General features: G+C 69.9%; 26 protein-coding genes and 2 tRNA genes. 5 read left to right on the top strand and 23 right to left on the bottom strand.

Translation table 11 applies throughout. The features are described from left to right. Positions 1-37: 37 nt before the first annotated feature. A complete protein-coding gene (locus tag VZL07_RS34440) occupies positions 38-961 on the top strand; it encodes a class I fructose-bisphosphate aldolase (RefSeq protein WP_426752174.1) in 924 nt (307 codons plus the stop codon). Between the two features lie 151 nt (positions 962-1,112). On the opposite strand, the gene VZL07_RS34435 is transcribed toward VZL07_RS34440, so the two are convergent. The 5 genes from VZL07_RS34435 to VZL07_RS34415 form a co-directional block, all read right to left on the bottom strand. Continuing rightward, positions 1,113-1,185, bottom strand: a tRNA-Ala gene (locus tag VZL07_RS34435). 56 nt (positions 1,186-1,241) lie between these two features. Then, positions 1,242-1,643 (bottom strand): hypothetical protein, encoded by a 402-nt coding sequence (locus tag VZL07_RS34430; RefSeq protein WP_426752173.1) that lies wholly within the window; start codon positions 1,641-1,643, stop codon positions 1,242-1,244. Positions 1,644-1,699: 56 nt separating this feature from the next. Next, on the bottom strand, positions 1,700-2,986 hold the full coding sequence (locus VZL07_RS34425) for an RsmB/NOP family class I SAM-dependent RNA methyltransferase (RefSeq protein ID WP_426757433.1): 1,287 nt from the start codon (positions 2,984-2,986) through the stop codon (positions 1,700-1,702). A 101-nt stretch (positions 2,987-3,087) separates the two neighbouring features. Next, a complete protein-coding gene (locus VZL07_RS34420; RefSeq protein WP_426752172.1) occupies positions 3,088-3,762 on the bottom strand; it encodes a response regulator in 675 nt (224 codons plus the stop codon). 102 nt (positions 3,763-3,864) lie between these two features. Then, positions 3,865-3,950 (bottom strand) — tRNA-Leu (locus VZL07_RS34415). Positions 3,951-4,046: 96 nt separating this feature from the next. Between VZL07_RS34415 and VZL07_RS34410 the strand changes: the two genes are divergently transcribed. The 3 genes from VZL07_RS34410 to VZL07_RS34400 all read left to right on the top strand — a co-directional run bounded on the left by VZL07_RS34410 (position 4,047) and on the right by VZL07_RS34400 (position 7,938). Further along, positions 4,047-4,790, top strand: coding sequence for a tetratricopeptide repeat protein (locus VZL07_RS34410; RefSeq protein WP_426752171.1), 744 nt, complete (start codon positions 4,047-4,049; stop codon positions 4,788-4,790). 398 nt (positions 4,791-5,188) lie between these two features. Next, the gene (locus tag VZL07_RS34405) at positions 5,189-6,145 is read left to right on the top strand and encodes a diguanylate cyclase (RefSeq protein ID WP_426752170.1); all 957 of its coding nucleotides are present in this window, start codon (positions 5,189-5,191) and stop codon (positions 6,143-6,145) included. A gap of 47 nt (positions 6,146-6,192) precedes the next feature. Beyond that, positions 6,193-7,938, top strand: coding sequence for a response regulator (locus VZL07_RS34400; RefSeq protein ID WP_426752169.1), 1,746 nt, complete (start codon positions 6,193-6,195; stop codon positions 7,936-7,938). Here the strand turns inward: VZL07_RS34400 and VZL07_RS34395 are convergent. The 18 genes from VZL07_RS34395 to VZL07_RS34310 form a co-directional block, all read right to left on the bottom strand. Then, positions 7,926-8,852, bottom strand: a complete 927-nt coding sequence (locus tag VZL07_RS34395) for a bestrophin family protein (protein WP_426752168.1) — start codon at positions 8,850-8,852, stop codon at positions 7,926-7,928. The genes VZL07_RS34400 and VZL07_RS34395 overlap by 13 nt on opposite strands. Positions 8,853-8,967: 115 nt before the next feature. Continuing rightward, complete coding sequence (locus VZL07_RS34390) at positions 8,968-9,585, bottom strand: HdeD family acid-resistance protein (RefSeq protein WP_426752167.1); 618 nt, start codon at positions 9,583-9,585, stop codon at positions 8,968-8,970. Between the two features lie 167 nt (positions 9,586-9,752). Then, positions 9,753-10,685: a tRNA (adenosine(37)-N6)-dimethylallyltransferase MiaA gene (miaA, locus tag VZL07_RS34385; RefSeq protein ID WP_426752166.1), complete on the bottom strand. Its 933-nt coding sequence runs from the start codon at positions 10,683-10,685 to the stop codon at positions 9,753-9,755. Positions 10,686-10,774: 89 nt separating this feature from the next. Next, positions 10,775-11,503 (bottom strand): hypothetical protein, encoded by a 729-nt coding sequence (locus VZL07_RS34380; protein WP_426752165.1) that lies wholly within the window; start codon positions 11,501-11,503, stop codon positions 10,775-10,777. A 110-nt stretch (positions 11,504-11,613) separates the two neighbouring features. Further along, the gene (locus VZL07_RS34375) at positions 11,614-11,793 is read right to left on the bottom strand and encodes a hypothetical protein (protein ID WP_426752164.1); all 180 of its coding nucleotides are present in this window, start codon (positions 11,791-11,793) and stop codon (positions 11,614-11,616) included. Beyond that, complete coding sequence (locus VZL07_RS34370; RefSeq protein WP_426752163.1) at positions 11,790-14,888, bottom strand: PQQ-binding-like beta-propeller repeat protein; 3,099 nt, start codon at positions 14,886-14,888, stop codon at positions 11,790-11,792. Before VZL07_RS34370 ends, VZL07_RS34375 begins: the two co-directional genes overlap by 4 nt. 11 nt (positions 14,889-14,899) lie before the next feature. Further along, a complete protein-coding gene (locus VZL07_RS34365) occupies positions 14,900-15,391 on the bottom strand; it encodes a hypothetical protein (protein ID WP_426752162.1) in 492 nt (163 codons plus the stop codon). After that, the gene (locus VZL07_RS34360) at positions 15,391-15,687 is read right to left on the bottom strand and encodes a PqqD family protein (protein ID WP_426752161.1); all 297 of its coding nucleotides are present in this window, start codon (positions 15,685-15,687) and stop codon (positions 15,391-15,393) included. Before VZL07_RS34360 ends, VZL07_RS34365 begins: the two co-directional genes overlap by 1 nt. After that, positions 15,684-16,091 (bottom strand): S24 family peptidase, encoded by a 408-nt coding sequence (locus tag VZL07_RS34355; RefSeq protein WP_426752160.1) that lies wholly within the window; start codon positions 16,089-16,091, stop codon positions 15,684-15,686. The genes VZL07_RS34360 and VZL07_RS34355 overlap by 4 nt, the downstream gene beginning before the upstream one ends. Before the next feature lie 144 nt (positions 16,092-16,235). Then, complete coding sequence (hisS, locus tag VZL07_RS34350) at positions 16,236-17,483, bottom strand: histidine--tRNA ligase (protein WP_426757432.1); 1,248 nt, start codon at positions 17,481-17,483, stop codon at positions 16,236-16,238. A gap of 26 nt (positions 17,484-17,509) precedes the next feature. Continuing rightward, a complete protein-coding gene (gene asd, locus VZL07_RS34345; protein ID WP_426752159.1) occupies positions 17,510-18,352 on the bottom strand; it encodes an archaetidylserine decarboxylase in 843 nt (280 codons plus the stop codon). A gap of 15 nt (positions 18,353-18,367) precedes the next feature. Beyond that, positions 18,368-19,090, bottom strand: coding sequence for a hypothetical protein (locus tag VZL07_RS34340; protein WP_426752158.1), 723 nt, complete (start codon positions 19,088-19,090; stop codon positions 18,368-18,370). Between the two features lie 57 nt (positions 19,091-19,147). Next, positions 19,148-19,879 carry a metallophosphoesterase family protein gene (locus tag VZL07_RS34335; protein ID WP_426752157.1) on the bottom strand — a complete coding sequence of 244 codons (732 nt, stop codon included), beginning with the start codon at positions 19,877-19,879 and terminating at the stop codon, positions 19,148-19,150. 27 nt (positions 19,880-19,906) lie between these two features. Then, positions 19,907-20,260, bottom strand: coding sequence for a TIGR02266 family protein (locus tag VZL07_RS34330; protein WP_426752156.1), 354 nt, complete (start codon positions 20,258-20,260; stop codon positions 19,907-19,909). 85 nt (positions 20,261-20,345) lie between these two features. After that, positions 20,346-21,272, bottom strand: coding sequence for a PfkB family carbohydrate kinase (locus tag VZL07_RS34325; protein WP_426752155.1), 927 nt, complete (start codon positions 21,270-21,272; stop codon positions 20,346-20,348). A 111-nt stretch (positions 21,273-21,383) separates the two neighbouring features. Further along, positions 21,384-22,913, bottom strand: coding sequence for an MlaD family protein (locus VZL07_RS34320; protein WP_426752154.1), 1,530 nt, complete (start codon positions 22,911-22,913; stop codon positions 21,384-21,386). Positions 22,914-23,017: 104 nt separating this feature from the next. After that, on the bottom strand, positions 23,018-23,755 hold the full coding sequence (locus VZL07_RS34315) for an ABC transporter ATP-binding protein (protein WP_426757431.1): 738 nt from the start codon (positions 23,753-23,755) through the stop codon (positions 23,018-23,020). A 41-nt stretch (positions 23,756-23,796) separates the two neighbouring features. Then, positions 23,797-24,612, bottom strand: a complete 816-nt coding sequence (locus VZL07_RS34310; protein ID WP_426752153.1) for an MlaE family ABC transporter permease — start codon at positions 24,610-24,612, stop codon at positions 23,797-23,799. Between the two features lie 164 nt (positions 24,613-24,776). Here VZL07_RS34310 and VZL07_RS34305 point away from each other — a divergent pair, with 164 nt between their 5' ends. Continuing rightward, on the top strand, positions 24,777-25,355 hold the full coding sequence (locus VZL07_RS34305; RefSeq protein ID WP_426752152.1) for a hypothetical protein: 579 nt from the start codon (positions 24,777-24,779) through the stop codon (positions 25,353-25,355). Position 25,356: the final 1 nt, after the last annotated feature.

Below are 25,356 nucleotides of genomic sequence, written 5' to 3'. Positions count from 1 at the left end.
GATTGCGCCCTGTTCCCGAGACCGAGGATCCCCACACATGCCCCATACCGATCGCGTCAAGCAGATCCTGTCCTGGTACCCGTCCGACAACCCCGGCACGCTGACCAATCTGGCCCGCCTGCTGAACACCGGCACGCTGGCCGGCACGGGCAAGCTCGTCATCCTCCCGGTGGACCAGGGCTTCGAGCACGGCCCGGCCCGCTCCTTCGGACCGAACCCCGCCGGCTATGACCCCGAGTACCACATCAAGCTGGCCATCGAGTCGGGCTGCAACGCCTACGCGGCGCCGCTCGGCTTCCTGGAGGCGGTCGCCGGCAAGTACGCCGGTGAGATTCCCCTCATCCTCAAGCTCAACAACTCCGACACGCTGGCGAAGGTGGCCAACCCCATGTCCGCGGTGACGAGCTCCGTGAAGGACGCCGTCCGCCTGGGCTGCACCGCCGTCGGCTACACCATCTACCCGGGCTCCGGCGCGCGCAACGAGCAGTACGAGGCGCTGCGCGACATCATCGCCGAGGCCAAGTCCTACGGCCTGCCCACCGTCCTCTGGGCCTATCCCCGCGGCAACATGTCCAAGGAGGGTGAGACGGGCATCGACGTGGTGGCGTACGCGGCGCAGATCAGCGCGCAGCTCGGCGCCCACGTCATCAAGGTGAAGCCGCCGCAGGACCACATCGAGCAGGCCGAGGCGAAGAAGGCCTTCGAGAAGGCCGGCATCGTCACCAAGACGCTGGCGGACCGCGTCCGCGAGGTCGTCCGCTCCGCCTTCAACGGCAAGCGCATCGTCATCTTCTCCGGCGGCGAGGCCAAGGGCACCGACGCCCTCCTCGAGGAGATCAAGCAGATCAACGCCGGCGGCGGCTTCGGCTCCATCATGGGCCGCAACGCCTTCCAGCGTCCGCACGAGGAGTCCATCAAGCTCCTCAAGGACGTGATGGCCATCTTCGCCGGCAAGGCGTAGTCGCCAGGCGACAGCCGCTGCAGTCCCGAGGCCCGTCAGCCACCCGCTGGCGGGCCTTCTTCGTGCGCCGGGCGGTGATGGGCTGAGCTGCACGACGCCGGAAAACAAAAAGGCCCGCCGGGTTTCCCAGGCGGGCCTCTTCGTTTCAGAGTGGAGCTAACCGGGATCGAACCGGTGACCTCTTGAATGCCATTCAAGCGCTCTCCCAGCTGAGCTATAGCCCCGTCTTTCTCCGCTGAGCCGCTCTGGGGAGCGGCCCGACCGACGAAGTGCGTGCCTTCTACCGCTTCTTCGTCCCAGGCACCAGAACTCTTTGAGGCCTTTGTGCGTTTTTTTGATCCTTCAACCGCGCCGCCACCTCTTCACCTTCCATGAGGATGTCCGTGAGCTCGCGCGCGTGGGCCTCGGCCGCCTGCTCGGCGGCCTCGACGGCCTTGAGCGCCGCGGCGAATCCCGCTGGGAGCTCGAGGCGCCCCTTCTGGACCTGGCGCCAGACGGCCTCGCCCAGATCCTTGAGCGCCTTCTCCTTCTGATCCTTCAGCACGGTGGTCCGGGCATTCGCACGGGCCAGGTCCGTGTTGCGCTCCACCGCCTCTCGGAGCTGGGCCAGCCGGGCCTGCGCCTCCTGGAAGGCCTCGTTGATCTGCTTCACCACCTCGGACTGCTTCGAGTCGGCCGCCAAGTCAGTCACACTCCTTGAGGAATCAACGATTGCGTAGCGTGCGTCTTCGGAACCTGTCAACCCGGCCCCGCTCCGGTCCTCCGCAGCCGGGCCGCGAAGAAGCCTCCCCCGGGAACCCTGGGAGGCAGCGCCTTGAGATAGGGCCCGTGTGCCGCCAGCGCCGCCCGCTCGGGGCCGAGGACGTCCTCGACAGGCTCCAGCGTGAAGTCGGGATGCTTCGCGAGGAAGGCCTCGACCACCGCCTCGTCCTCCTCGGGCATCACCGAGCAGGTGGCATAGACGATGAGTGCGCCCGGCTTCGCCTGGCGTGAGACCTCTTCGAGCAACTCCGTCTGGGTGGCCTGGTAGCGCGCCACCTCCTGGGCCGTGAGCTTCCACTTCTGATCCGGCTCGCGGGCCAGCGAGCCCGTGCCGCTGCACGGCGCATCCACGAGCAGGACATCCGCCTCGGACAGCGGAAGCGGATGGGGGAACGCCACCTGCCGCAGGGAGAAGTGGCGCACGCGCTCGCGCGCTTCGGCCAGCCGGCGCCGGGAGCGGTCTCCCGCCAGCACCTTGCCCGTGGGCCCGACGAAGTCCGCCAGCGCCAGCGTCTTTCCCCCGGCGCCCGCGCACACGTCCGCCACGGTGAAGCCCGCCAGCGACCCCTCCCGGGGCCGGCACATCTCGGAGATGAGCTGGCTGCCCACGTCCTGCACCTGGAGCCGCCCGCTCTTCATCACCTTCGTCTCGAAGACGCGGTGGCTGGCATCCGTCACCCGCACCGCGTCCGGGGCCGCGGCCACCGGCTCGGCGTTGACGCCCTCTTCCTTCAGCGCCGCGAGCACCGCGTCCCGCGTCCCCGGCGGCCGCGCGCGGAAGTGCAGCGACGGCTCCTCATCCAATGACGCGAGCAGGCCCTCGAGCACATCGCCCGGGTAGACCTGGGCCAGGCGCTGCACCAGCCAGTTGGGGAACGAGTAGCGCATGGCCAGCCGCTCGGCCTGGGACTCCGGCAGCGGCGCTTCCGGCAGCGGCTGCTCCACCACGCGCTGGAGGAGATCATCCTTGATGGTGCGCGGACGCACCGGGCCCGGCAGCCGCACCTCGGGACCGATGCGGGTCCAACCCTCGCCGCAGAAGATGCGGCGCCAGAGGGCATAACGGACCAGCGCCTGGTCCTCCGTCAGCCCCACCTTTCCCATGGTGTGGCCCAGGAGCCGGGCCGCCAGGTCCAGCAGGCGCTGGTGCCGGGACAGCTCGCGCACGGCCATGGCGGTGAAGCGCCGCTCCTGCCCGCCCAGGCCATTGGCCTCGCGCAGGGCATTGGCGAGCGCGGCCTTCAAGGGCTCGCCCCGGAGCACGGCGATGTGGGCCTCCAGCGCCGCCGTCGCGCCACGCCGGGACGGACGACCCAGGCGCTCCGGGTCGAGGGGGACTGCGGGCCAGACGGAATCCACGTGCCTCAGCCCTGCCCTTTCAGTCCCACGGCCACGGCCAGCCCACCCGCCGGGCTGCGCACCCGGGCCCGCTGCCCGGCCCCCAGGAAGAAATACCCAGGCGCGGAATACGTCATGCCGTCCACTTCGAACGCCCCATCGACCACGCCCACCCCGGCGCCGCCGGGCGTGGGGTAGAACGTCCAGTCGAAATCGCCACCGGGCGTCACGGACACCCAGGCCGTCGCCGACGCGGCGTCCCGGGCAACGCGCACGTGCGCCCCCACCTCGCTCCAGGCGCTCGCCGGGGGCTGGAGCCCTGGGGAGGCGAGCCGCGCCACGTCCTGACGCAGCGCGAGGAAGCGCTCCACCAGCGCGACGATGTCGTCGATCTGGAAGGGCTTGAGGAGGATGGCGTCCGCCACCTGGGGCTGGACGGCCTGGATCACCTCGTCCGGCGTCGCGGCGCTGACAATGGCCACCGCCTGCTGGTGCTTCCGGGCGGCCTCGACGACCGTGCGGCCGCCCAGCTCGCCACCGGAGATGCGCAGGTCGGTGATGACCAGGACGAAGCGCTCCGCCTCAAGGGCGGCGACGGCTTCCTCTCCGGTGCTGACCGCATGGACCTCCGCCAGCTCGGAGATGAGCTCGCCCATGCCTTCCCGAAGGCTCGCGTCGTCCTCGACCAGCAACACCCTCATTATCGGGGTACCTCCGCCGCCCCTACCTGCTGGAGCCTGTCCTATATCAGGACCGGGCGCTTCCAGCGGAAGACCACCTCGCCGGTCCTGCCCATCGGATGATGGCCCTCCCCGGACTCGAACCGGGACGCGGGGTCAGCCGCAGCGGATTTTGAGTCCGCCTCGTCTACCAATTTCGACAGAGGGCCCCCTGCTGTCGCGACGGCCAGACGTATACCGCGAGTTGAAACCAAGTGCATCCGAAGATTGCGGTGCCGCACGCACATCGCTAAGAGGGGCCCCCCATGTACAACCTTCTCATCTCCCTCGGTGTGGGAATTGCCGTCGCGCTCCTGGTGAAGGTGACCGGCTTCTCCATCTGGGCCGGGCTCGTCCCCGGAATCCTGGCCTTCGTTGGCACCTACATCGTGCTCGCCCGCAGGGTGGCCAGCCGCGTCCAGGCCTTGATGACGGTGGTCCAGAAGGATCTGCAGTCCCAGCCCACGAGCCAGAAGGACGCCCAGGCGCGGGTGGACCGGGCGGTGAAGACGCTCGAGCAGGGGCTCGTCTACGACAAGTGGCAGTTCCTCGTCGGCCCCGAGCTCCACTCCCAGATTGGGATGCTGAAGTACATGGTCAAGGACCACGAGGGCGCCAAGGCGGCCTTCGACAAGGGCAGCTCCCGCAACTACATGGCCAAGGCCATGGAGGGCGCCCTGTACTTCCAGCGCAAGGACTTCGACGCCATGAAGAAGGCGTTCGAGGCCGCCGCCAAGAGCGGGAAGAAGGAGTCCATCGTCTGGGCGGCCTATGCCTGGTGCCTGCTGCAGAACAAGGACAAGGAAGGCGCGCTGCGCGTGCTCGCCCGGGGCGTGGAGGCGAACCCCAGGGACGAGAAGCTCAAGGGCAGCCTCTCCCAGCTGCAGAACGACAAGCGCCTGAAGATGAAGCCCTACGAGCCCATGTGGTGGCAGTTCGGCCTGGAGGCGCCGCCGCCGGTCATGCCGCCCATGGGTGGCCGCCGCATGCAGTTCAACACCCGACGCTAGTGCCCCGCGGCGCGGTCCCCAGCGTCGGCCCGCGCACGGGAATATCTACCGCTTCGCCTCTCAGCGCGCTGCAACGTCTTCCGACCCTGTACAACAGGGCGACGCAGTGGGTGTGCAACCGCCCGGAAACACTCTGACTGCCCTTCCTCACCGAAGGGCATGCTGCTTGCTCCTGTCCCCTGCACACGGATGGCGGGGAAAGGCCCCGTCACGCGGAGCCTGACAGGCTTGGCAGCCGGAGGTCTCGGGTGAAGGTTGTAGGCGTTGGGGTGTGCTTGCAGGACCGGGCGGCGGCGGATGCGCGTGGGGCGCAGGGGCGTTGGGAGCACACGGCAGGGCGTGGCACCCGAGACTTTCGGCCTGCCATTTCGCAGCAGCCGAATGAAGCGGAGTGGTGCATGGAACGGCGCGGCCGGACCTCTGGGCGGTCCCTTCTCCTCATCATCGAGGATGACGCGGGCGTCCGCGAGAGCCTCGTGGACCTGCTCGCCGCCCGCTTCGACGTGCTCGCGGCGTCGGACTCGGACGCGGGCTTGGAGCTGGCGCGCGAGCACCGCCCGGACCTCATCCTCCTGGACCGGTTCCTCCCGAGCGGAGACGGGCTCGCGGTGCTGGAGATGCTCCAGCGCGAGTCGCGCACGGAGGCCGTGCCCGTCATCTTCCTCACGGGCGACGCGGACGAGGCCACCCTGGAGCGCTGCCTGGAGATGGGCGCCGTGGACTTCATCCACAAGCCGGCCAGCGCGCGGGAGCTGCTGGCGCGCATCGACCGGGCGCTGCGCCAGAGCGAGCAGCAGCGCCGGCTGCAGATCCTCGCGCAGACGGACGGCCTCACCGGGCTGGCCAACTACCGCGCGCTGACGGTCCGGCTGGAGGAGGAGTTCCGCCGCGCCCGGCGCTACCAGTACCCGCTGAGCGTCGTCATCATCGACCTGGACCACCTCAAGGCCATCAACGACGGCCTGGGCCACGACGTGGGCAACCGGGCCATCCTGGCGCTCGCGGCCCAGCTGAAGAACGAGCTGCGCGAGTCCGACTTCGCGGCGCGCTTCGGTGGGGACGAGTTCGTCGCGCTGCTGCCGCATCAGACGGCCCTGGAAGCAGCCGTCTTCGCCGAGCGCATCCGCTCCGGGCTGCGCGCCGTCGGCGTGCAGAAGAACGACGGCCGCCCTGCCCCCTTTGGACTGAGCGTGAGCGTGGGCATTGCCGACCATACCTTCGAAGGACCACGGGAGGACCCGGAGTCGCTGATGAAGGCAGCGGACGCGGCCCTCTATGAGGCGAAGCGCGAGGGGCGGGATCGGGTGGTGGTGTTCGGCCGGCCCACGAACGCCCCTCCCGCACAACGGCACTGAACGGGCACGGCGAGGCAGGCAACGGCGGGGCAGCAGCGAGGGCGCGGATGATGCTGGGGAACAGACTGGCGACGGGTTCGAGGGTAGCGGTGGTGGGAGGCGGCATTGCCGGAGCAGGGCTTGCCGCCTCGCTCCTTTTCAACGGACGTGCGCGGGGGCTCGCCCTGGACGTGCGCGTCTATTCCGGAGGCACGGCGGAGCGCACCGCCCCGCCGGCCGTGCTGACACCTGAGTGCCGCTCCCGCCTGGCCGCGCTGGGCTGCCGCATTCCTCCCGAGTGGCGCACCCACGAGCTGCGCGGCATGGAGATCATCGCGGAGGGCCGGCGTGAGCTGCTCCCCTCCACGACCGGAGGCCTGTGGGTGGTGGACGGCTGGCCCCAGGGGCTGGGCGGCCTGGAGCAGGTCCGGGACGTGCTCGCCACCGCCGCCAGCGCTCAGGGCGCCCGCTTCCTTCCCCGCCACGTCGAGCGCGTGGAGCGCCAGGCGCCCGCGCCGGACGCGCCTGCTTCTGTGCGGGGCTCGGGCCCGCTGGTGGTGCGCGCGCAGGGCAGCGGGGACCGCTTCCACGCGGTGGCCCTGGCGGCGGGCGCCGGGCCGCTGATGGGTGATGCCTTCTTCAAGGGCTTCCGGCCCGCTCCCACGGTGGCGGCGGTCCAGGCCCGGCTGCGCCATGCCGCGCCCCGGCTGGAGCTGGCCCCCGTGGCCCGGCTCTGGATTGCCCCCCTGCCCTCCGTGGACGCCCTCTTCCTGCTGCCCGGTGCCAGCTCGGTGTACGCGCTGGCCTTCGGTCCCGCGGTGACGCCCGCGGACCTGTGCCAGGTGCTGATGATGGCGGCCCGCGATGGGCTGGTGGAAGAAGGCTTCGAGCTGGCCGCGCTGGAGACCACGCGCCTGCCCTACGGGCCCGGCCGGACGCTGGTGGCCCCGGGGCAGCTCGCCGTGGGGCCCGCGGCGTTCGGCCATCCGCTCCAGGTGGGGCTGTCGGAGACGCTAGCGTCGTGCAGCCGTGCCGCGGTGGCGCTGCTCGACGGCGGCCTGGATGCCGGGACACTGGAGCGCCGCTACGTGCGCGAAGGCCTGGGTGAGCTGCTGGAGGACGCCGCGGCGGGGTCGCGCGCCATCACCTGGCTGCGCCGCGCGGGGGCCCGGGCACCGGAGGCCTTCATCAAGGCGCAGGGACGGCGAACCCTGAGAGGCAGCTTCGGCGGCGGCGTGCTGGGCCTGAGCAGCCCCACGCCCATGGCGCTCCTGGGCGCCGCGCGGTGGGCCGGCCTTCGGGAGATGCTGGGCGCCTGGCTCCGCACCACCATGGAGCCGGTGCCCACGGTGGTGCCCGAGCTGGAGCCGGACCTGTACTACGTGGTGGATGACGACCCGGACGCCCGCGACGCGCTGACCGCGCTGCTGGAGAGCACGGGCGCCAAGGTGGTGGCCTTCGCAGACGAGCTCGCCCTCTTCTGCGCGGTAGCCCGGCGCCCGCCCACGGCCATCCTCCTGGACGTGGTGCTGCACTGGGTGGACGGCCTGCGGCTGGCCGAGGGCCTCAAGCAGCATCCCCTCACCCGAAGCACCCGCGTGCTGGTGATGAGCGGCCTCAACCGGCCCCACGTCCGCCAGCGCGCCCTGGACGCGGGCGCCGAGGCCTTTCTGCCCAAGCCCGTGGACCCGGACCGGCTGCTGCGCCTGCTCACCGGGCGCGTGCCGCTGCCCTCTTCCGAGGTGGCGCCCACGCCCGCGCCGCCGCTCGCCGGCGAGGCGCGGGAACTGGCAGCGGACCGCTACGCGTCCTGATTGCCGGAAGGCACGGCCACGGCGGCGACCGGGGCATGGACGGCCTCGGCGCTCCCGGGCATCAGCGCCTTGAGGTTGGCGCGGATCGTCTCGCAGATGCGCTCCAGCGGCAGGTCGTTGTCGTCGTGGCCGAACGGGTCCTCGATCTCGACGCCAATCTCCTCGATGCCGAAGAAGACGTAGGCGACGATGAACGTGGCCACCACCGTCAACCAGCCGAACGAGTCCACCAGGGCGAACGGCAGCGTGTAGCAGTAGAAGATGAGCGCTCGCCGCAGGTGCATCATGTAGGCGAACGGAATCGGCGTCTTGTGGATGCGCTCGCAGCCACCGATGTAGTCGATGAGCAGCTGGACGTTCTGGTCGAGCTGCATCTGGACGTATTCGGGGTAGTAGCCGCGCCGCCGGCCCTCATCGAGCGCGGCGGACATCTTCTGCGCCACCGCGAGCGGCACGTGCTGGCTGCTCAGCACCGCGTTCGCTTCGTCGGCAGCCAGCTCGGGGGCCACCGGCCCCAGGTCCCGCTCTCCGCGCAGCGAGGCGGTGGCGGCATAGGGGAATGCGCTGATCCACCGCAGCAAGGTGCTGTAGAGCGCCGCGTCCTGGCGCAGGAAGACGCCGGACGCGCGGGCCAGGTTGCGCGTCTCGTTGACGATGCCGCCCCACAGCTTCCGGCCCTCCCAGAAGCGGTCGTAGGAGGCATTCGTCCGGAAGACGAGCAGCAAGCTGAGCGAGATGCCCGCCAGCGTGTGCACCGTGGTCGGGATGTCCAGGGCCTTGAAGTGCAGATGGACCGCGGTGACGCCCGCGGCCCAGAGGACACACACCAGGACCCGGGCCACGATTTCGCGGACCATCGAGCCGCGGAGGTAATGGAAGTAGCTCCACCAACGGTGCGGGTCGTAGTCAATCATGGGCGCAGGGCGCGTACGCTGCCGCGCCAGCGCGGGACATGGCAAGCATCATCGCAGGGCAACGCCCGCGAAGCGTCCGTCCCCGACGGATGCGACGCGGGCGCCTGGCTGCCCGTCAGGACGCGACGGAGGCGGGGGTCGTCGGCCCCCCGGAGCGGAGCACCCGCCGCACGGTGAGCGCCCCCGCCATCAGCGCGATGCCGCGGAAGAAGATGCCGATTCCCACCAGCGTGCCCACCAGCCACACGGCGGAGATGGGCCACTGGCGCATGATGATGATGCCCAGGACGATGGAGACGGCGCCGTAGAAGAAGTCCCAGCCCCACCGGGCATAGCGATCCATCACCGAGGTGATGGTGTGGAAGAGCCCGCTGGCGAAGAAGTAGCCGGCCAGCAGGAGCGTCATCGCCCCCAGTCCGGCGGCCGGATACACGAGGATGAAGAGGCCCACGACCACGGAGAGGATGCCGCTCAGCAGGTACAGCCAGAACGGGCCGCCAGACTTGCGCTCACGGAAGGCGGAGATGACCTCCATGATGCCCGCCCCCGCCAGCAAGGCGCCGAACAGGATGGCCGACACCAGGCTCGTGAAGAAGGCGGCGCCCAGCGCGACGATGCCCAGGATGGTCATCAACAACCCCAGGATGAAGGGGCCGCCCCATGCGGCCGAGTTCACCCTCGGCGCCACGTCAGCGGTCGGGTTGTCCGTACTGCGTTCATCGGTGAAGGCCATGACGACTGCTCCCTGAGAGTGAGCACCACGGCGGCCGGGCTGCCTCACGGCACACGCACGCGAGGCCCTGGCGCATCCATCCTCGAACATGGACCGCTGTCCGGAGCCCGACAACGCTTGCTGGCCCTGCTCCGTCCCCCGCCTGTCCCACCCGCGCGTCGGGACGCTCAGGTGGCAGGGGTGGCGGCACCCGCGCGGCCGAGCGCGTCCTCGTAGGGCGGCGACAGGAAGACGGCGCCGGGCTCCTTGCGGAACCACGTCAGCTGGCGCTTGGCGTAGCGCCGCGTCTCCTGGGCCGTGTCGTGGATGGCCTCGTCCCGGGTCATCCGCCCCTCCACGACGGCACGCGCCTGCACGTAGCCCACGCTGCGCATGGGGGCCGCGTCCGCGTAGCCCCGCGCCAGCAGCGCGCGCGTCTCCTCCACCAGCCCCCGCGCGAAGAGCGCCTGCGTGCGCGCATTGATGAGGCGGTACAGCTCGTCCCGGGGCGGGGCCAGCACGAACAGCTGGAAGGGATACCGGTCCGGGGCGAAGGCATGGGCCCGGCGGAACTCGGAGGCTGGGACGCCCGTCTGGGCGTGGATCTCCATGGCGCGGATGACGCGGACCAGGTCCTGGGGCGGGAGCTTCGCCGCCGTCTCCGGGTCCACCTCCGCCAGCTTGCGGTGGACCGCCTCTCGGCCTTGCGTCGCCGCGAGCGCCTCCAGCTCCTCCCGCAGCGCGGGCAATGCGCCCGGTGCCTCGAGCACGCCATGCAGGAGCACGCGCAGGTACAGCCCGGTGCCACCGACGACGAAGACAGGGCGGCCGCGCGCGGCAATCTCCGCGATGACGGCGTCCGCCCGCCGCTGGTACTCGACGGCGGAGAACGCCTCCATCGGGTCCACGGCGGACACCAGGTGGTGCGGCACGGCGGCCAGCTCCTCTGCGGAGGGCTTGGCCGTCCCGATGTCGAAGTACCGGTACACCTGCTGCGAGTCCGCGCTGACAATCTCCCCACCGGCGCGCCGCGCCAGCGCGATGGCCAGCGCCGTCTTCCCCGAGGCGGTGGGCCCGGCAATCACCGTCAGGGCCGGACGGCCCGTACTCCCCTCACCCATCGCCACGCACTCCCCGGTCCGAGCCGCCACGGACGACCTCACCCGCGCCGACGATGAACGCGGCGGACCTCCCGGCCGCCATCCTGCGCTCACACATGCGCCAGGGCTCCTTGAAGCACGCTGGCCACGGAGGCGTCCCGCGCGAAGGTGAGCCGCACGGGAGCCACCTCTGTCAGCAGCCGCCCCGCGGAGGCGAGCAGTCCACCGCGCCCGCTGGGCGTCGCCTCGGGCAGCAGCGCGTTGAGCAGCAGCAGCCGTCCCACCTCGCCCGCGGGTTGGGATTCCCACCGGGAGGAGGCAGCCCAGGCCAGCGTGCCCACGGCCACCAGCCGTGCCTCCACGGGCAGTCCCACGTTCCAGGGCGTCCCGGCCACGCGCCACCCCAGCTCCGCCTCTGGCCAGACGGCCACCAGCTCGTCGGACAGCACCTGCCCTCCCGCGCTCGCCCAGAGCGTCCCGAGCGTGCTCTTCCCCGCCCCCGAGTGCCCCGTGAACAGCGCGGCACGCCCCTGATGCGCCACGGCCACGCCATGGACCAGCAGCCCGCCCCGGCGCGCCAGCGCCCGCGCGAGCATCACCTTCAGCGCCGTCTCCACGGGGAAACGCCCCTGTCCCACGACCTGGGCCTGGAGGCCGTCCGCGGACAGCGTCGCGTCATAATCCTCGCCCGCCAGTCCCAGCGCGCCGTCCGCCCGCGCCAACGTGTGGGGCAGCGTGCGAACCGGGGGCTCGGGACGGGCCTCGGCGGGGGGCACGGCCCGGAGCCGCGCCACCACGTCGCCAACCGCATGAGCGGGCACCACGAAACGGGAGAACATACGCCCGAGCGAGTCTCGCAAACCCGCATCGGGGACTTCCACCACAGCCGTCCACCCGGCGATGCGCAGGCAAAGCTCCGCGCCCGCCGTGGGTGCTCCCGGAGGAAGGCTCAGGGAATGCACTCCGATTCGCCGGGAATCTGGCACTGGGAAATCTGCGCCAGCGCCACGAACGGCTGCGCCCAGAGGATGGCCGGCGCCTCGTAGGCGCGGTCCGTGGTGGGCGGGGGTGTCTGGACGGCGTCCGAGGTCATGGGATGGTCGAGCGAAGCAGCGGGGACGTTCTTCACGGGAAAGGTACCGGGAATGCGCAGATGCGGCCATCCTCGGAGCCCACATGCAGGCGGCCCACGGTGTGGTCGACAGTGGGAGTCCCGATACGCTGCGCACCGCCGATCGAGACCTGTCCGGAGTCCGTCCCGTCATCCAGCTCGAGCTGGTGGACCTGGCCGTCGGAGCTGCCAACGTAGATGCGGGCCACCCCATTCCGGTTGAGGGAGAACGTGCCGGAGGGTGACGCGATGGGGGTGCTCCAGGCCAGCACCGGCGGCGAGTTGAGCGGGCCCGTCACGGTATAGAACTCCACGCGGCCCGCCGAGAGGCTGGCCACGAAGCCCGCGGCCTGGGGCCGCACGAAGCTGGTGAACGCGGGCGTGCTCGGCGCCGGACGCGTGGTCACCGGCAGGCTCCAGGCGAGCTGGAGCGTCCCCGCGTCGACGCCGTGGACGCTGCCATTGCTGTCCGTCACCAGGATGAGGTTGCTGTACGCGTTGCGCACCAGGCTCAGCTCGACGTCTCCCACCGGGAGCTCGGCCACCTGCTGGCCCGTCAGCGTGTCCAGCACGCGGAGCGTGTTCTCCGAGCCGGCATGCGACCGGGTCGCCACGAAGAGCCGGTTGTTGGCGTAGTCCACCACCATGCCGCCCGCGACCATGCCCAGGTTCCCCGGGCGGTATGTCCACACCAGCGTGCCGGTGGCGGCGTTCAGGGCCACCACCCGGTTCTGCGCCGCGTCCACCAGGCGGGTGGCGAAGAAGACCAGGTCGCGGTTGGGGTGCGCGGCGCGGTACGTCGCGTTCGCGTAGTCGTGGAGCTGCGTCACGGGGAACGACTGGATGGTGCCAATGGGCTGTCCGCCGTTGTCCCAGCGCCAGAGCACCTCACCTGTGGACGCATGGAGCGCGGTGGCCACGCCGCCCTGGTCACCCACGAGGATGTACTGGCCGGGCAGCCCATGTAGCGGCACCACCGGGAAGCGGCTGCCGATGAGCCCAGAGAGGGGCCGAGGCCGCCAGCGCTCGGCGCCGTCCCCGGACGGGTCCGTCGCCTGCGTGAGGTTCGCCACCACGGAGTCGTTGAAGGCGCTGAAGATGCCCACGCCCAGCTCGGTGATGGGCTGCTGCAGGGCACTGATGCCCACCGAGTAGCACCACAGCGGCGCCGCGCCCCCGCGGGCACGCGGCGTGGCCACCAGGGCCGCGGACGTGGGCTGGTTGCCCGGCGAGTACCACCGCAGGTCATCCGAGTTGAAGACGCGGTAGTAGTACGTCGTTCCGTTGGTCACCGACGTATCGGTGAAGCTCGTGGTGCCGCCCACGACGTCCGCGTGGACGACCTGCGCATTGCCCAGGGTCGCCCCGACGGCGTAGCTCAACCCCTGGGTGGGCGAGAGGTTCGGGGGCGCCCCCTCGGCGCGCAGCACCAGCACCCCTCCGTGCTCGGCCGGGTTGTCCCAGGTCAGCGTCACGCTGCCATCACGCGCCACGGCCGTGAGCCGCGACACCTCCGGCACGGAGCCCACCACGAGCGTCATCGGCACTTCGGCGCGGATGGCCGGCCCGCCGTAGTCATCGATGAGGTGGAATCGATGGCGGAAGGTGGTGGGCCCGGTGAGCGAGGTCCCCGCGCCGAAGTCCGAATACACCACCGTGAAGGAGCGCTCGCCGTTGACCGGGATGCCAGGGCCATTCATGGCCGCCTCCCACGTGATGCCCGTGGTGTTGTTGGCCGACACGTGCCAGCCCGTGGGCGCCTCAAGCGTGCTGCCGATGGTGAAGTAATTGAGGGCGGGACGCAGCAGCGTGACCTCGACCAGCGGCAGCGGCCCGCGGTTCTGGATGGTGTAGGTCACCGCCCGGTTCGTCGTGTTGGCGCTCATCGCACGGAGGTTCGCCCGCACGCGGTGCAGCACCAGCTGCCCTCGCTCCGACTCCACCAGGTCCGACGTCACGGACGCGCCGTTGCGCGTGGCACCCACCTGCCCCCGGAAGCGGTAGTCCGCGAACTGGGGCCCCGTGAGCTGATACGTCCAGACGAAGTGCGCGGAGGCGCCGGGGTCCAGCCGGGGAATGCTCGCGGGAAACGGCCCCCCAGCGAGCGACGCGGCGGCCGAGCCCTCGAACACCGGCGCCTGCGGCGTCACGTTCAAGTAGGCGTCCGTGGAAGAAGGATTGGTCACCGTCATCCGGACGCGCACCGACTCACCCGAGAACGCATCCAGGGTGTCCACGTCCATCGCCACCGGGAGCACGCCCACGCTGACCATGCGCGTGTCCGCCACCGGCGACGCCACGTTGCCCGAGTTGGTAGCGCCACGAACCTGGGCCACCAGCGTTCCCGCGGAGCTCGTCCTCGCGCGCGCAGCGAAAACACCGGCGTTCCGGCTGGGGATGTTCAGCCGGAACGAGCTCGGCTCGACGTCCACCACCTCGAAGGTCGCCGAACCCGCTCCCGTCGAAGGCCCCTCGATGGTGCTGTTGTTCTGCGGCGTGCCGGTGCGGTTCTCCAACACCATGCGGGCCTCGATATCGCCGCCGACCCCCGTGACGGTGGGCTGCACCTCCACCCGGGCGAGCATGCCGGAGCGAACCCAGCTCGAGCCCGAGCCAGACACGGACGTCGCGAAGTTTCCGCCCATGCACGTGTCGCGCGCCCGCGTGGTGCCCGAAACGAAGCGCTCGTTGGTCTGATCCCTGTTGGCCGACGGAGGCACCATCCGGAGCGTGAACCGGACCGTCTCGTCCTGTCCCAACCCGTAGTCACCACTGCCGTCACAGGGGTCCAGGTTGTAGAAGATGATCCAGCGCTCCGTCGCGATGTAGTCCACGCGCCAGCCCGGAGGCGCGCTGGTGGCCAGCACCACGTAGCCGTTCGGCAGCTCGAAGGTCATCTCGTTGATGCGCCGGAACGCGGGCAACGAGCTGATCGTGTCGTTGCGAACGTCGACGGTCAGCTCGGAGGCTTCATCCATCACCACCTGGGCCCGGGACTCGCCGGGACGGGGAACCACGGTGATGACAGCGGTCGGGGAAGTCGACTGCGCCCACCCCAGCGAAGGCGCCAGGAGCGCGGCGGCGACGGCGAGATGCGCGAAGAACAGACGCATGGACACTGACCTCACGGGTCCAGGGTGAAGGAAGCCGCCGTCAGGGGCGCTCCATCGAGGAAGAAGCGCGCCTCCCACGTCCCGCTCATGCCGGAGGTGGCCACCGCCGTGCCGGCCACCGGCAACGAGAAGCGGACCGTTTGCGCCTGGTCCGCGCGGGCAACGACCTCCGCGGCGCGCCGCTCATAGGGAAGGCCGGAGGGCGGAACGAACTCCACCGACACCTGGCGCCGGCCGCGAATGCCACTCACCGTCAGGTCGACGTCCACCTGCGCCATCGACAGTACGCCCCGGCGCCCCTCCTCCAGGCCGATGAAGGAGGCTTCGCCCCGGGGAACCACCGGCGCGGGCGGTGGTGGCACGGCCGTGTCCCCACGCGGAGGCAGCACGTCCGTCGGAGCCACCGGCTCCTGGGGCGTGCGAACGGGGGCATGGGGCGCCTCCCCCTCCGTGCACGAGGCCAGCCACAGCGCCGACGTCAGGAACGCCATGCGAACCCGCATCACGCGACCTCCTTCAGCTCGTCGATGAGCCCCAGCCGGGCCAGCTCCGTCAGGAACTTGAGCGTGTCCGCGAGCACCTGCTCCACGTTCCACCCGTGCCGCTGGACCAGCTGCTCCACCAGGGCCCGCGCGGTGCGCGTCCCATCACAAAGCTCCCAGACCTCAATGGCCGTCCCGTTGAGGCCGCGCAGCGTGTTCCCCTCGGCGTCCAGAACGATGAAGTCCCTGCCGAACTGCTGCCCCGAGACGCCCTCGCGCCACCGCGGCGCGTGGTCCGCGGCGAATTCCGTGCTCATTGGCCACCTCTCCGACCCAGCAGCGCGGCCAGGCGCCACTTCACGGCCACGCGAACACGGCCCAGCCACCGGGGGCCGCAATCCCAGCCCGTCTCCAGCACGACGCCGCCACGGCGCACGCGGCGCACCCGTCCCAGCACCCGCGACGGGGGCAGCGGCGGATCCTCCTGGGACGCGTTGTCGCCGCACAGGGCCACCGCGCCGGCCTCCCACCGCCGCAGCCGGTGCAGCACCAGGGCATGATCGAAGCGCGCCAGGAGGACGTCACCGGGCCGTGGCATTTCCTCCAGCGGCTCGATGCCCGCGTGGTCGCCCGCGCGCAGCGACGGCCACATGCTGTCCCCCTGGACGGGGACCCAGCTCAGGGCCGAAGGCACAACGGGAGCGGAAGTGTCGCGCGGCATCGCAGGCCAGTCTACCCGACCCGGCCTGCCCCCGCGAGTTCCCACCGAGGCAATACCCCTGCGTTTATCAGGGGTTACGCGGCTGCCTTAAATTCTCAGATCTGGCAAACTGCGCGCGGAATACTGTTCTCCGTCCGACAACGCCTAGCCGTGAACGGTCCGCTGGGCGCGCACCACCTTCGCGACCTCGTCGAGCGCCACGGGGATGGGCTCCCCTCCAGCCATGGGCTTCAGCTTCGCCTGGCCGCTGGTGCGCTCCAGCTCGCCGAGCACCAGGGTGTAGTGGGCGTTGCTCTTGTCCGCCCGCTTCATCTGGCTCTTGAGGCTGCCACCCCGGGTGTCGAACTCCACGCGGAGGCCGTCACGGCGCAGGCGGCTGGCCAGCACGAAGGCGGCATCCTGTGAGCCCGGATCCGCCACCGCCACGAAGACGTCCGGGCGCACGGAGAACTGCTGCCCGCTCTCCTTGAGCAGCAGCACCAGCCGGTCCAGGCCACAGGCGAAGCCCACCGCGGGCACGTCCGGGCCGCCCAGGCTCTTCACCAGCTTGTCATAGCGCCCGCCGCCGCCCACGGTGCTGGCGGTCCCCAGCGCGGGGTGCGAGGCGATGAACTCGAAGACGGTGCGCGTGTAGTAGTCCAGTCCGCGCACCATGCGCGGATTCACGACGTACTGGATGCCCAGCGCCGTCAGCTTCTGCTGGACGTCGTCGAAGTGCGCGCGGCAGGGCTCGCAGAGGAACTCCAGCACGTTCGGCCCAGAGGAGGCGATGGCCTGGCACTTCTCGTTCTTGCAGTCCAGGACGCGCAGGGGGTTCTTCTCCAGGCGCTTCTGGCAGTCGCCGCACAGCTCCTCGCGGTGGGCCTGGAGGTGCTCCACCAGCTTCGCGTGGTAGGCCGGCCGGCACGCCTCGTCCCCCAGCGAGTTGACGTTGAGGGTGATGTCCTTGAGGCCCAGCCGCTCCAGGAACTGGACCACCATGTCCATCAGCTCGACGTCCTGGGCGGCCTCCTTCGCGCCGTAGGCCTCCGCGCCGATTTGATAGAACTGGCGGTAGCGGCCCGTCTTCATCCGCTCATAGCGGAACATGGGCCCCATGTAGAACCAGCGCGTCAGGGGCTCCTGGTTGCTGATGGAGTGCTCGATGTACGCGCGGGCCGCGGGCGCCGTCCCTTCCGGCCGCATGGACAGGCTGCGGTCGCCCTTGTCCTTGAAGGTGTACATCTCCTTGCCGACGATGTCCGTCTCCTCGCCCACGCTGCGCACGAAGAGCGCGGTGTCCTCCACCATGGGCGTGCGGATCTCCCCGTAGCCGAAGCGGCCGAACAGCTCGCGGGTCAGCCCCTCGACGTGCTGCCAGATCTCGATCTCCCCGGGGAGGAGATCGTTCATGCCCTTGACGCCGGCGACCTTCTGGCTCACGCGATGACTCCAATCCGCTTGCCCAGGCGCACCACGGCCTCCTCCTGGAGGCTGTCATCCCAGATGACCCGCTTGGGCTCGAACAGCAGGATGACGGTGGAGCCCATCTCGAAGCGCCCCAGCTCGCCGCCCTTCTCCACCGGCTTGGCCGCCTCGTAGGTGTGCACCTTCCCGGGCTGGCCGGTGTGGGTGATCACCTCGTCGTACGCCGCCTTGATGCGCGACACGCAGGTGGCGCCCACCTTCACCACCGCGCACTTGCCCGCCACGGTGTCCAGGTACGTCACCAGCCGCTCGTTGACGCAGAACAGGGACTGCTTGTTCTTCACCGACGCGGGGTTGACCGGCCAGAACTCACCGGGGATGTACGCGTAGCCCGTGATCGTGCCGCCCAGGGGCGCGTGGATGCGGTGGTAGTCGCGGGGCGACAGGTAGATGGTCGTCCAGGCGCCGCCGTGGAAGGGCTTCGCGGCCTCGGCGTCCCCCAGCAGCTCGTCCACCGTGTACTCGATGCCCTTGGCCTGCAGGCAGCGGCCGTGGTCGGAGTAGCCCACCTGGGACACCCGGCCATCCACGGGCGAGACGACCACCTTCTCCCCCGCGTCCACGGGACGCAGGCCCGGCTTGAGGCCGCGGGTGAAGAACTGGGCGAAGGTCGGGTAGTGCTCGAAGGAGTGCTCGGCCTCCTCCATGTCCACGTTGTAGGCCTTGGCGAAGGCGCGCATCGCGGCCTGGTGCACGGGCGCGGGCACGGGCAGGCGTGTGGCCATCCCCACCACGGTGGAGAGGGCGGACTTGGGCAACACCTGCATCAACTTCATGAAAGTCTGGTCGTTCATGGCGGTGAATCGTCTCTAGCGGCCCGCGTCGGGCGCGGGTGCCGGACCGCCGTCTGGCATGACGGGCACGGTCTGCACGGCACTCTTGGGGAACAGCGCGAGGACCTTCCCCTCTTCGATGAGGAGGATCGAGTCTCGATGCGACGGGTACTCCAGCTGACAGGCAGTCCGGTCGGCGAGCTGCCAGGTCTCCCGCATGCCCCGCCCCTGCACATCGATGGGCGTGCCGCGCTGGAAGCAGCCGCGGAAGCCCGCCACCAGCTCGGAGGCCGGGGTGCCCGCCTGGGGCCCGCCGCCCGTCCCCGCGTCCTCGGGACCGGCATCCGGCGCCTCCGTGGGCGCGGGAGGCGGCGCTGCCTGCTCGGTGGTGGGCTCCCCGATGAAGCCCGGAGGGGGCTCTTGCGCGCTGGCGACCGCCTCCTCACGCTCGGCCGCCGCCGCTTCCATCCGCTGGCGGCCCTCCTTGATGCGCTGGAGCAGCTCACGGGCGCCCTGGGCGTCCAGGCTGTCCGCGGGCACGCGCTGGAGCTGGGCTTCAATCTCGCCGACCTGCGGATCCAGGTAGGCGTCGTCCAGCTTCTGCGCGTACAGCGCGCGGAAGCGGCGGGCAGCCTCCTCGTACTCGGCGGAGGGCGCGGGCGGCTCGCGGCGGCAGGCGGTGGGCGCCAGCGTGAGCAACACGGCGGAAACGACGCCCACGAGGGGCCTGAGGGACGCTCGGAGGACCAGGGTGCGCACGGTACGGGTTTATGTCATTTCCCCGCGCCTGTCCGCCTTTTGTGCCCAGGTGGCCGCTCAGACGCCCAGGAACAGGCGCTTGCCGAAGTTGAGCGCCAGGTCGGCGTCGAAGATCTTCTGCGCCGACGTCTCGATGTCGTACTCGACGCGGATGTACTCCACCGTGCGCGCGTCCGTGTCGCAGATGACGAAGCACGCCCGGTTGTCGTAGTCGCGCGGCTGGCCCACGCTGCCCACGGAGATGATGTACTTGTAGCCTCGGCGGATGCCGAACTTCTGGGCCACCACGTCGTTCACCTCGCCATTGCCGATGGCGAAGGCGCGGCACAGGTGGCTGTGGCCGATGAAGGTGACCTCCGGCAGCTCCGCCACGTAGGGCGTCAGCTCCCGGGCCTGCTCCAGCGCGAAGATGTACTCGTACGCCTTCGGGTCGATGGGCGAGCCGTGGCAGAAGCCCACGTCGCCAATCCGGTACGTGTACGGGAGGCTGCGCAGCCAGGCCATGTTCTCGTCGGTGAGGACATTGGCGGACCAGTCCAGCGCGTGCCGGGCGGCGTCGTAGTAGTACGAGTAGTCCATCCGCCCCGCCACCGCGGCGTCGTGGTTGCCCAGCAGCGTGACTTCCGCCACCGAGCGCACCAGGTCACAGCAGGGGTTGGGGGACGCCCCGTAGCCGACGATGTCCCCCAACGAGACGAACCGATCCACCTTCTGGTGTTCGGCGGCGCGGAGCACCTCGGTCAGCGCCTCGATGTTGGAGTGGATGTCGGAGATGACGGCGATACGCATGGGGGGCCTCGGTCCGGTCGCTGGGGCTCAACCCGCCCAGCCGGCCTTCACCTGGTTCTGCTTCTGCTGCGAAATCATCTGACGAAGCCGTCCCAGGGTATCGCTGTCCAGGGACTCGAAACGCAACCCCATCCCCGCGGGAAACGCGCGCTCCTCCGTCTCCCTCGACCAGACCACCGTGGCATGGGCCTGGATGTCCGGATGCCCGGCCGGCGACAGCTTCACCACCGCGCGTGAGCCCCGGGCCAGGGGCGTGCTCGTCCGGAGGAACAAGCCGCCCTCGCTCAAGTTCGAGATTCGCGCGTAGAGCGTGACATTGTCACCCTCGCACCAGCACCGCAGCTGGGTGGGAATCCGTGTGGACTTTCGGTTTTCGCTCAACCCGGAACCTTCTTGCGTCACCCGAATCCCCAGCCTAGGGACGGCCTGATTCCACCGTCAAGCAAAGGGATTGGACTTCCGCGCCTCAGCCCTCCAGGGGGCCCAGGTCCTCGAAGTGGGTCAGCTTGCGGAACTCCGCGAAGCGGGCGTGAATCTCCGGGCGGGTGACCTCCCGCAGGCGCTCCAGGCTGAACTTCTCCACGGTGAAGGAGGCCATCACGCTGCCCATGACCATGGCGCGGCGCAGCAATGCCTGATCCAACACGCCGTTGGAGGTGGCCAGCGCGCCCATGAAGCCGCCGGCGAAGGTGTCACCGGCGCCGGTGGGGTCGAAGACCTCGGCCAGGGGGAAGGCGGGGCACGCGAAGACGTGCTCGGCCTCGAAGAGGAGCGCGCCGTACTCACCGCGCTTGATGACCACGCGCTGCGGGCCCATGCCGAGGATGGCGCGAGCGGCCTTCACCACGTTGTGCTCACCGGCGAGCTGGCGCGCCTCCGCGTCATTGACGAACAGGAGGTTCACCCGGGACAGCGTCTTGATCAGCGCCTGCCGGCTGCCCTGGATCCAGAAGTTCATGGTGTCGGCGGCCACCAGCTTGGGCGACTTCACCTGATCCAGCACCTGGGCCTGGAGCTCCGGGTGGATGTTGCCCAGGAAGACGTAGGGCGTGTCGCGGTACGACTCCGGCAGCTTCGGCGAGAAGGCCTGGAAGACGTTGAGCTGGGTGTCCAGCGTCTGCGCCTCGTTCAGCTCGTAGCCATAGCGGCCCTTCCAGCGGAAGGTGCGGCCCGTCTCCCGCGTGAGGCCCTCGAGGTCGATACCCCGCCCGCGCAGGAAGTTGAGGTGCCCTTCGGGGAAGTCCTCCCCCACCACCGCCACCACGCGCGTGGGGCTGAAGAACGAAGCCGACGTGGAGAAGTAGGTGGCCGAGCCCCCGAGGATGTCCTCCTTCTGGCCGAAGGGGGTTTCCACCGAGTCCAGGGCGACGGAGCCGACGACGAGCAGGGACATGCGAGCTTCCTGGGGGGATATGCCGTGAAAACAGGCACGGCGCTCCCCGGGGCCCCGTGCCCATGCCGGGTACGTTGTTTCCCGTTTTCCGTCAAGCGCCGAGCGGCGGGATCAGGGCGTCGGAATGCCCGTCAACGTGAGGAGGGCCTTCAGGTCGTCGTCGGTGAAGAAGAGGCCGCCGCCCACGAAGAAGTCGCGACCGGCCACCAGGCGGCGCGTCGCCAGGTCCCGCTGCTGGGCGTTGAGCATGTCGTCCATGCCCGCAATCAGGTAGAGGTGGTCGATGGGCTGGGCGCGCAGGCTGGCGCGCAGGCGGGGGTAGCGCAGCTCGTCGTCCGCGAAGTTGAAGGCGTCCACCTGGAAGCGGAGCGCGTCGTTGAAGAAGTGCAGGTCGGCGCCCACGCCGCCGGTGGACTCGATGAGGCCCACGCGCAGCGTGGTGAAGTACCAGCGCTTGGCGAACTGCGCGCTGACCTTGAGGCTCTCGCGCGTCACCTTCCGCGTCTGCACGACGGGGTCGCCCTCGGACGGCGGGTTGTTCTGCACCACCTCCGTCGTCACGCTGCCGCGCGGGTCGTCCACCAGCTCCAGCAGGTAGTACTTGTCCGGCTTGGGGATGAGCCGCACCGAGAAGATGTTCTTCGAGTTCCCCTGGGCGGCCAGGTAGGTGCTCTGGATGCCAATCTCCGCCTGGAGCTCGGTCAGGCGGGAGGCGAAGCGCGACACGTCCTGCACCGTCTCGCGGAGCTCCCGGCCCACGGACTCGTCGGCCAGCAGCACGCCGGCGGCGCCCTCCCCTTCCTTCACCTTGCGGGTGATCTCCTCCAGGTTGCCCAGCGTGCCGTCCAGCTTCTTGAGCGTGTGCTTGAGGCTGGCGACGGACTCCTTCATGTCGCCCCCCTCCGTGCCCACGATGTTCTTCACGCTGGCCAGCACCTCGCGCACGTCGCGGGTGATGAACTCGATGTTGTCGATGATGCGGGTGATTTCGGCCTGGTTCCCCTGGGTGATGCCACGCACGTCCGTGGAGATGGCCTCCACGTTGCCGACGATGGTGTCCAGGCGGTCCGCGTTGCGCCGCACCGTGGCATCCACGGAGTCCGACAGCCGGACCAGGTTCTCCACGATGCGCTGGAGCGAGCCCGCCCCGCGCTCGCCGCCCAGCACCTCGCGCAGGGCCCCCGTCACCTCCTGGATGTCGGCGGTGATCTGCGACAGCGACTCGAAGACGGCCTCCATGCCCTGGGTGTCGATGACGCGGCGGATCTGCTCGCCGCTCTCCAGCTGGGGCGCGCCCTCCGTGCCGGGGTTGAGGTCCAGCAGGTAGTCGCCCAGCAGCGACTCGGAGCGCTTGGTGACGACGGCGTCCTCGCGCAGGTCCACGTCGTTGCGGATCTTCAGCCACACCTTCGCCCGGGTGCCCTCGAGCGAGATGCTGTCAATCTCACCCACCGGGATACCGGCAATCTGCACGCGCCCGCGCACGGCGAGCCCCGAGGCATCCCGGAAATAGGCCCACACCCTCGTGGATTCGCTGTCGCTCAAACCACCCTTGCGAGCGAACAGCACGAAGGTGACGAGAAATGCCCCCGCGGCGATGACCAGCAGGCCCACACGGAAGGGCGTGACGAGCTTCTTCACCTGTTGTGACTCCGAGCGCGACCGGCCGCCGCGACTCTAACGTTTTGCATCCTGAGTGCCACATTTTCCTGTGGCCCACCTGCCCCCCGTCGCACGGCCCCCCGTCAGTTCTTCCCGAACCAGGTCTCCAGGAACACCTTTACCGCGGGGTGATCCGACTCCCGCAGCTGCTCCGGCGAGCCGCTGGCCACGATGACGCCCTTGGAGAGGAAGGCAATCTGGTCCGCCACGTTGAAGGCGGAGGAGATGTCGTGGCTGATGACCACGCTGGTGACGCCCAGCTCCCGCTGCGCGGCCAGGATCATGTCGTCCACATAATCCGTGGTGATGGGGTCCAGGCCGGTGGTGGGCTCGTCATAGAGGACCACCTTGGGGTCCATGACGATGGCCCGCGCCAGCCCCACCCGCTTGCGCATGCCGCCGGACAGGTCCGCGGGGAAGCGGTCCTCGACGTCCTTCTTGAGGCCCATCAGGTCCAGGCGCGCCCGGACCTTCTGGCGGATGACGTCCTCCGGGTCGTCGGTGTGCTCCCGCAGGGGGAAGGCCACGTTCTCGAAGACGGTCATCGAGTCGAACAGCGCCGCCGCCTGGAACACCATGCCGAACTTGTTGCGCACCTGCTGGAGCGCTTCCACGCCCATGGGGACGATGTCCTCCCCATCGATGATGACCTTGCCGCTGTCCGGCTTGAGCAGGCCGATCATGTGCTTCATCAGCACCGTCTTGCCGGAACCCGAGCCGCCCAGGATGACGCAGGTGCTGCCCGCGGGCACCGTGAGGTTGATGCCGGTGAGCACCTTGTGGTCGCCGAACGTCTTGTGCAGGTCCACGACCTGGATCATCGGCCGGGAGGCGTCGGACGGGCTGGAGGCCGGGGGCACCATCAGAAGAAGAGCACGCCGAGCATGAAGTCGAGGATGAAGATGGACAGCGCGCTGGCCACCATCGCCTCCGTGGTGGCCTGCCCCACGCCCTTGGCGCCGCCCGACGCGTTGAAGCCCTTGAAGCAGCAGATGAGGGCCACCGCCAGGCCGAACACGGCGCCCTTGATGAGCCCCTGGAAGACGTCCTCGGGCGCCAGCCACTGCTGCGTGCGGGAGAGGAACGTTCCGGGGGAGATGCCCAGGCCTCCCACGGCCACCACGTAGGCCCCGGCCATGCCCATGGTGTTGAAGAGCATGGTGAGCGCGGGGACCATGAAGAGGCCGGCCAGCACCCGGGGGACCAGCAGGTACTGCACCGGGTTGACGGCCATGGTCTCCAGCGCGTCCACCTGCTCGGTGACGCGCATGGTGCCCAGCTCGGTGCACATGGCGGAGCCGGCGCGCATCGTCACCATCAGCGCGGAGAACACCGCCGCCAGCTCGCGTGTCAGCGTCAGCGCCACCGTGGGCCCCACCAGGCTCTCCGCGTCGAAGAGCTGGAAGGCCGTGGACGTCTGGAGCGCGAACACCATGCCCGTGAAGGTGCCGGTGAGCGAGACGATGAAGATGGAGCCCACGCCCACGAAGTCGAGCTGGGCGAAGAGGTTGGCCAGCCGGTAGGGCCGCCGCACGCTCCAGCGGAAGACGTCCAGCCCCATGGCGAAGATGCCGCCAAGGGTGCTGACGACATCGATGAGCCCCTGCCCGAAGCTCGTGACTGCCTGGGTGAAGAGCCCGGGCTCGCGCGCCGGCTTGCTGGGGGTCTGCGTGGTCATTCGTTCGGGGCTACTCTTATGGCGGCGCGGAGGCTGGCACAAGGCCTGGGGAGGCAGGCGACGAAGACTCTTCCTCCCTTGGAAGCGATGCCGTTATGTTCCGCGCCCCTTTCCTCCCATGCCCGGCGGCGTCCCCTGCCGGGCCGAGAAACAGACGAACGAACATGGCAACTCATAAGGTCGGCGGCGAGGTGGATGCGCTCTGTACCCGCTGCAAGCTCACCCTGGCGCACACCATCCTGGCGATGGTGGGAACGAAGATTGTCCGGGTGCGCTGCAACACGTGCGGTGGCGACCACGCCTACCGCGGCGCACCCGGCGTGACGGATCGCCCCTCCTCCAGCACCACTCGCACCGCTCGCACCTCCAGCAGCAGCACCAGCTCGGCGGCCAAGGCGGAGAAGATCATCATCTCCTTCGACGAGCAGCTCGCTGGCAAGGACGTGGCCAACGCCCCCCGCTACAGCCCCAAGGACACGTACCGGGTGGACCAGGTCATCCAGCATCCCACCTTCGGGACGGGGTTCGTGACGGCGGTCCGCGGCGACAAGGTGGACATCACCTTCCGCACCGACACCAAGACGCTCGTCCATGGACGCGGCGGCGCGCCGGCGGAGAGGCCCGTGTTCAACCCGCCCAGCCGGCAGACCACCGGCCCCGCCGACAAGCCGCTTCCCGCCAGCGAGGGCACCGAGCAGGCGCCCGCCCCGGGTGACGAAGCCTCCCCATCCTCGGGAGACTGAT

The organism is Pseudomyxococcus flavus, assembly GCF_050038885.1.
GTDB classification, from domain to species: domain Bacteria; phylum Myxococcota; class Myxococcia; order Myxococcales; family Myxococcaceae; genus Myxococcus; species Myxococcus flavus.
Note: the sequence above shows the minus strand (reverse complement) of the source record. Positions and strands in the feature narration are given on the sequence as shown.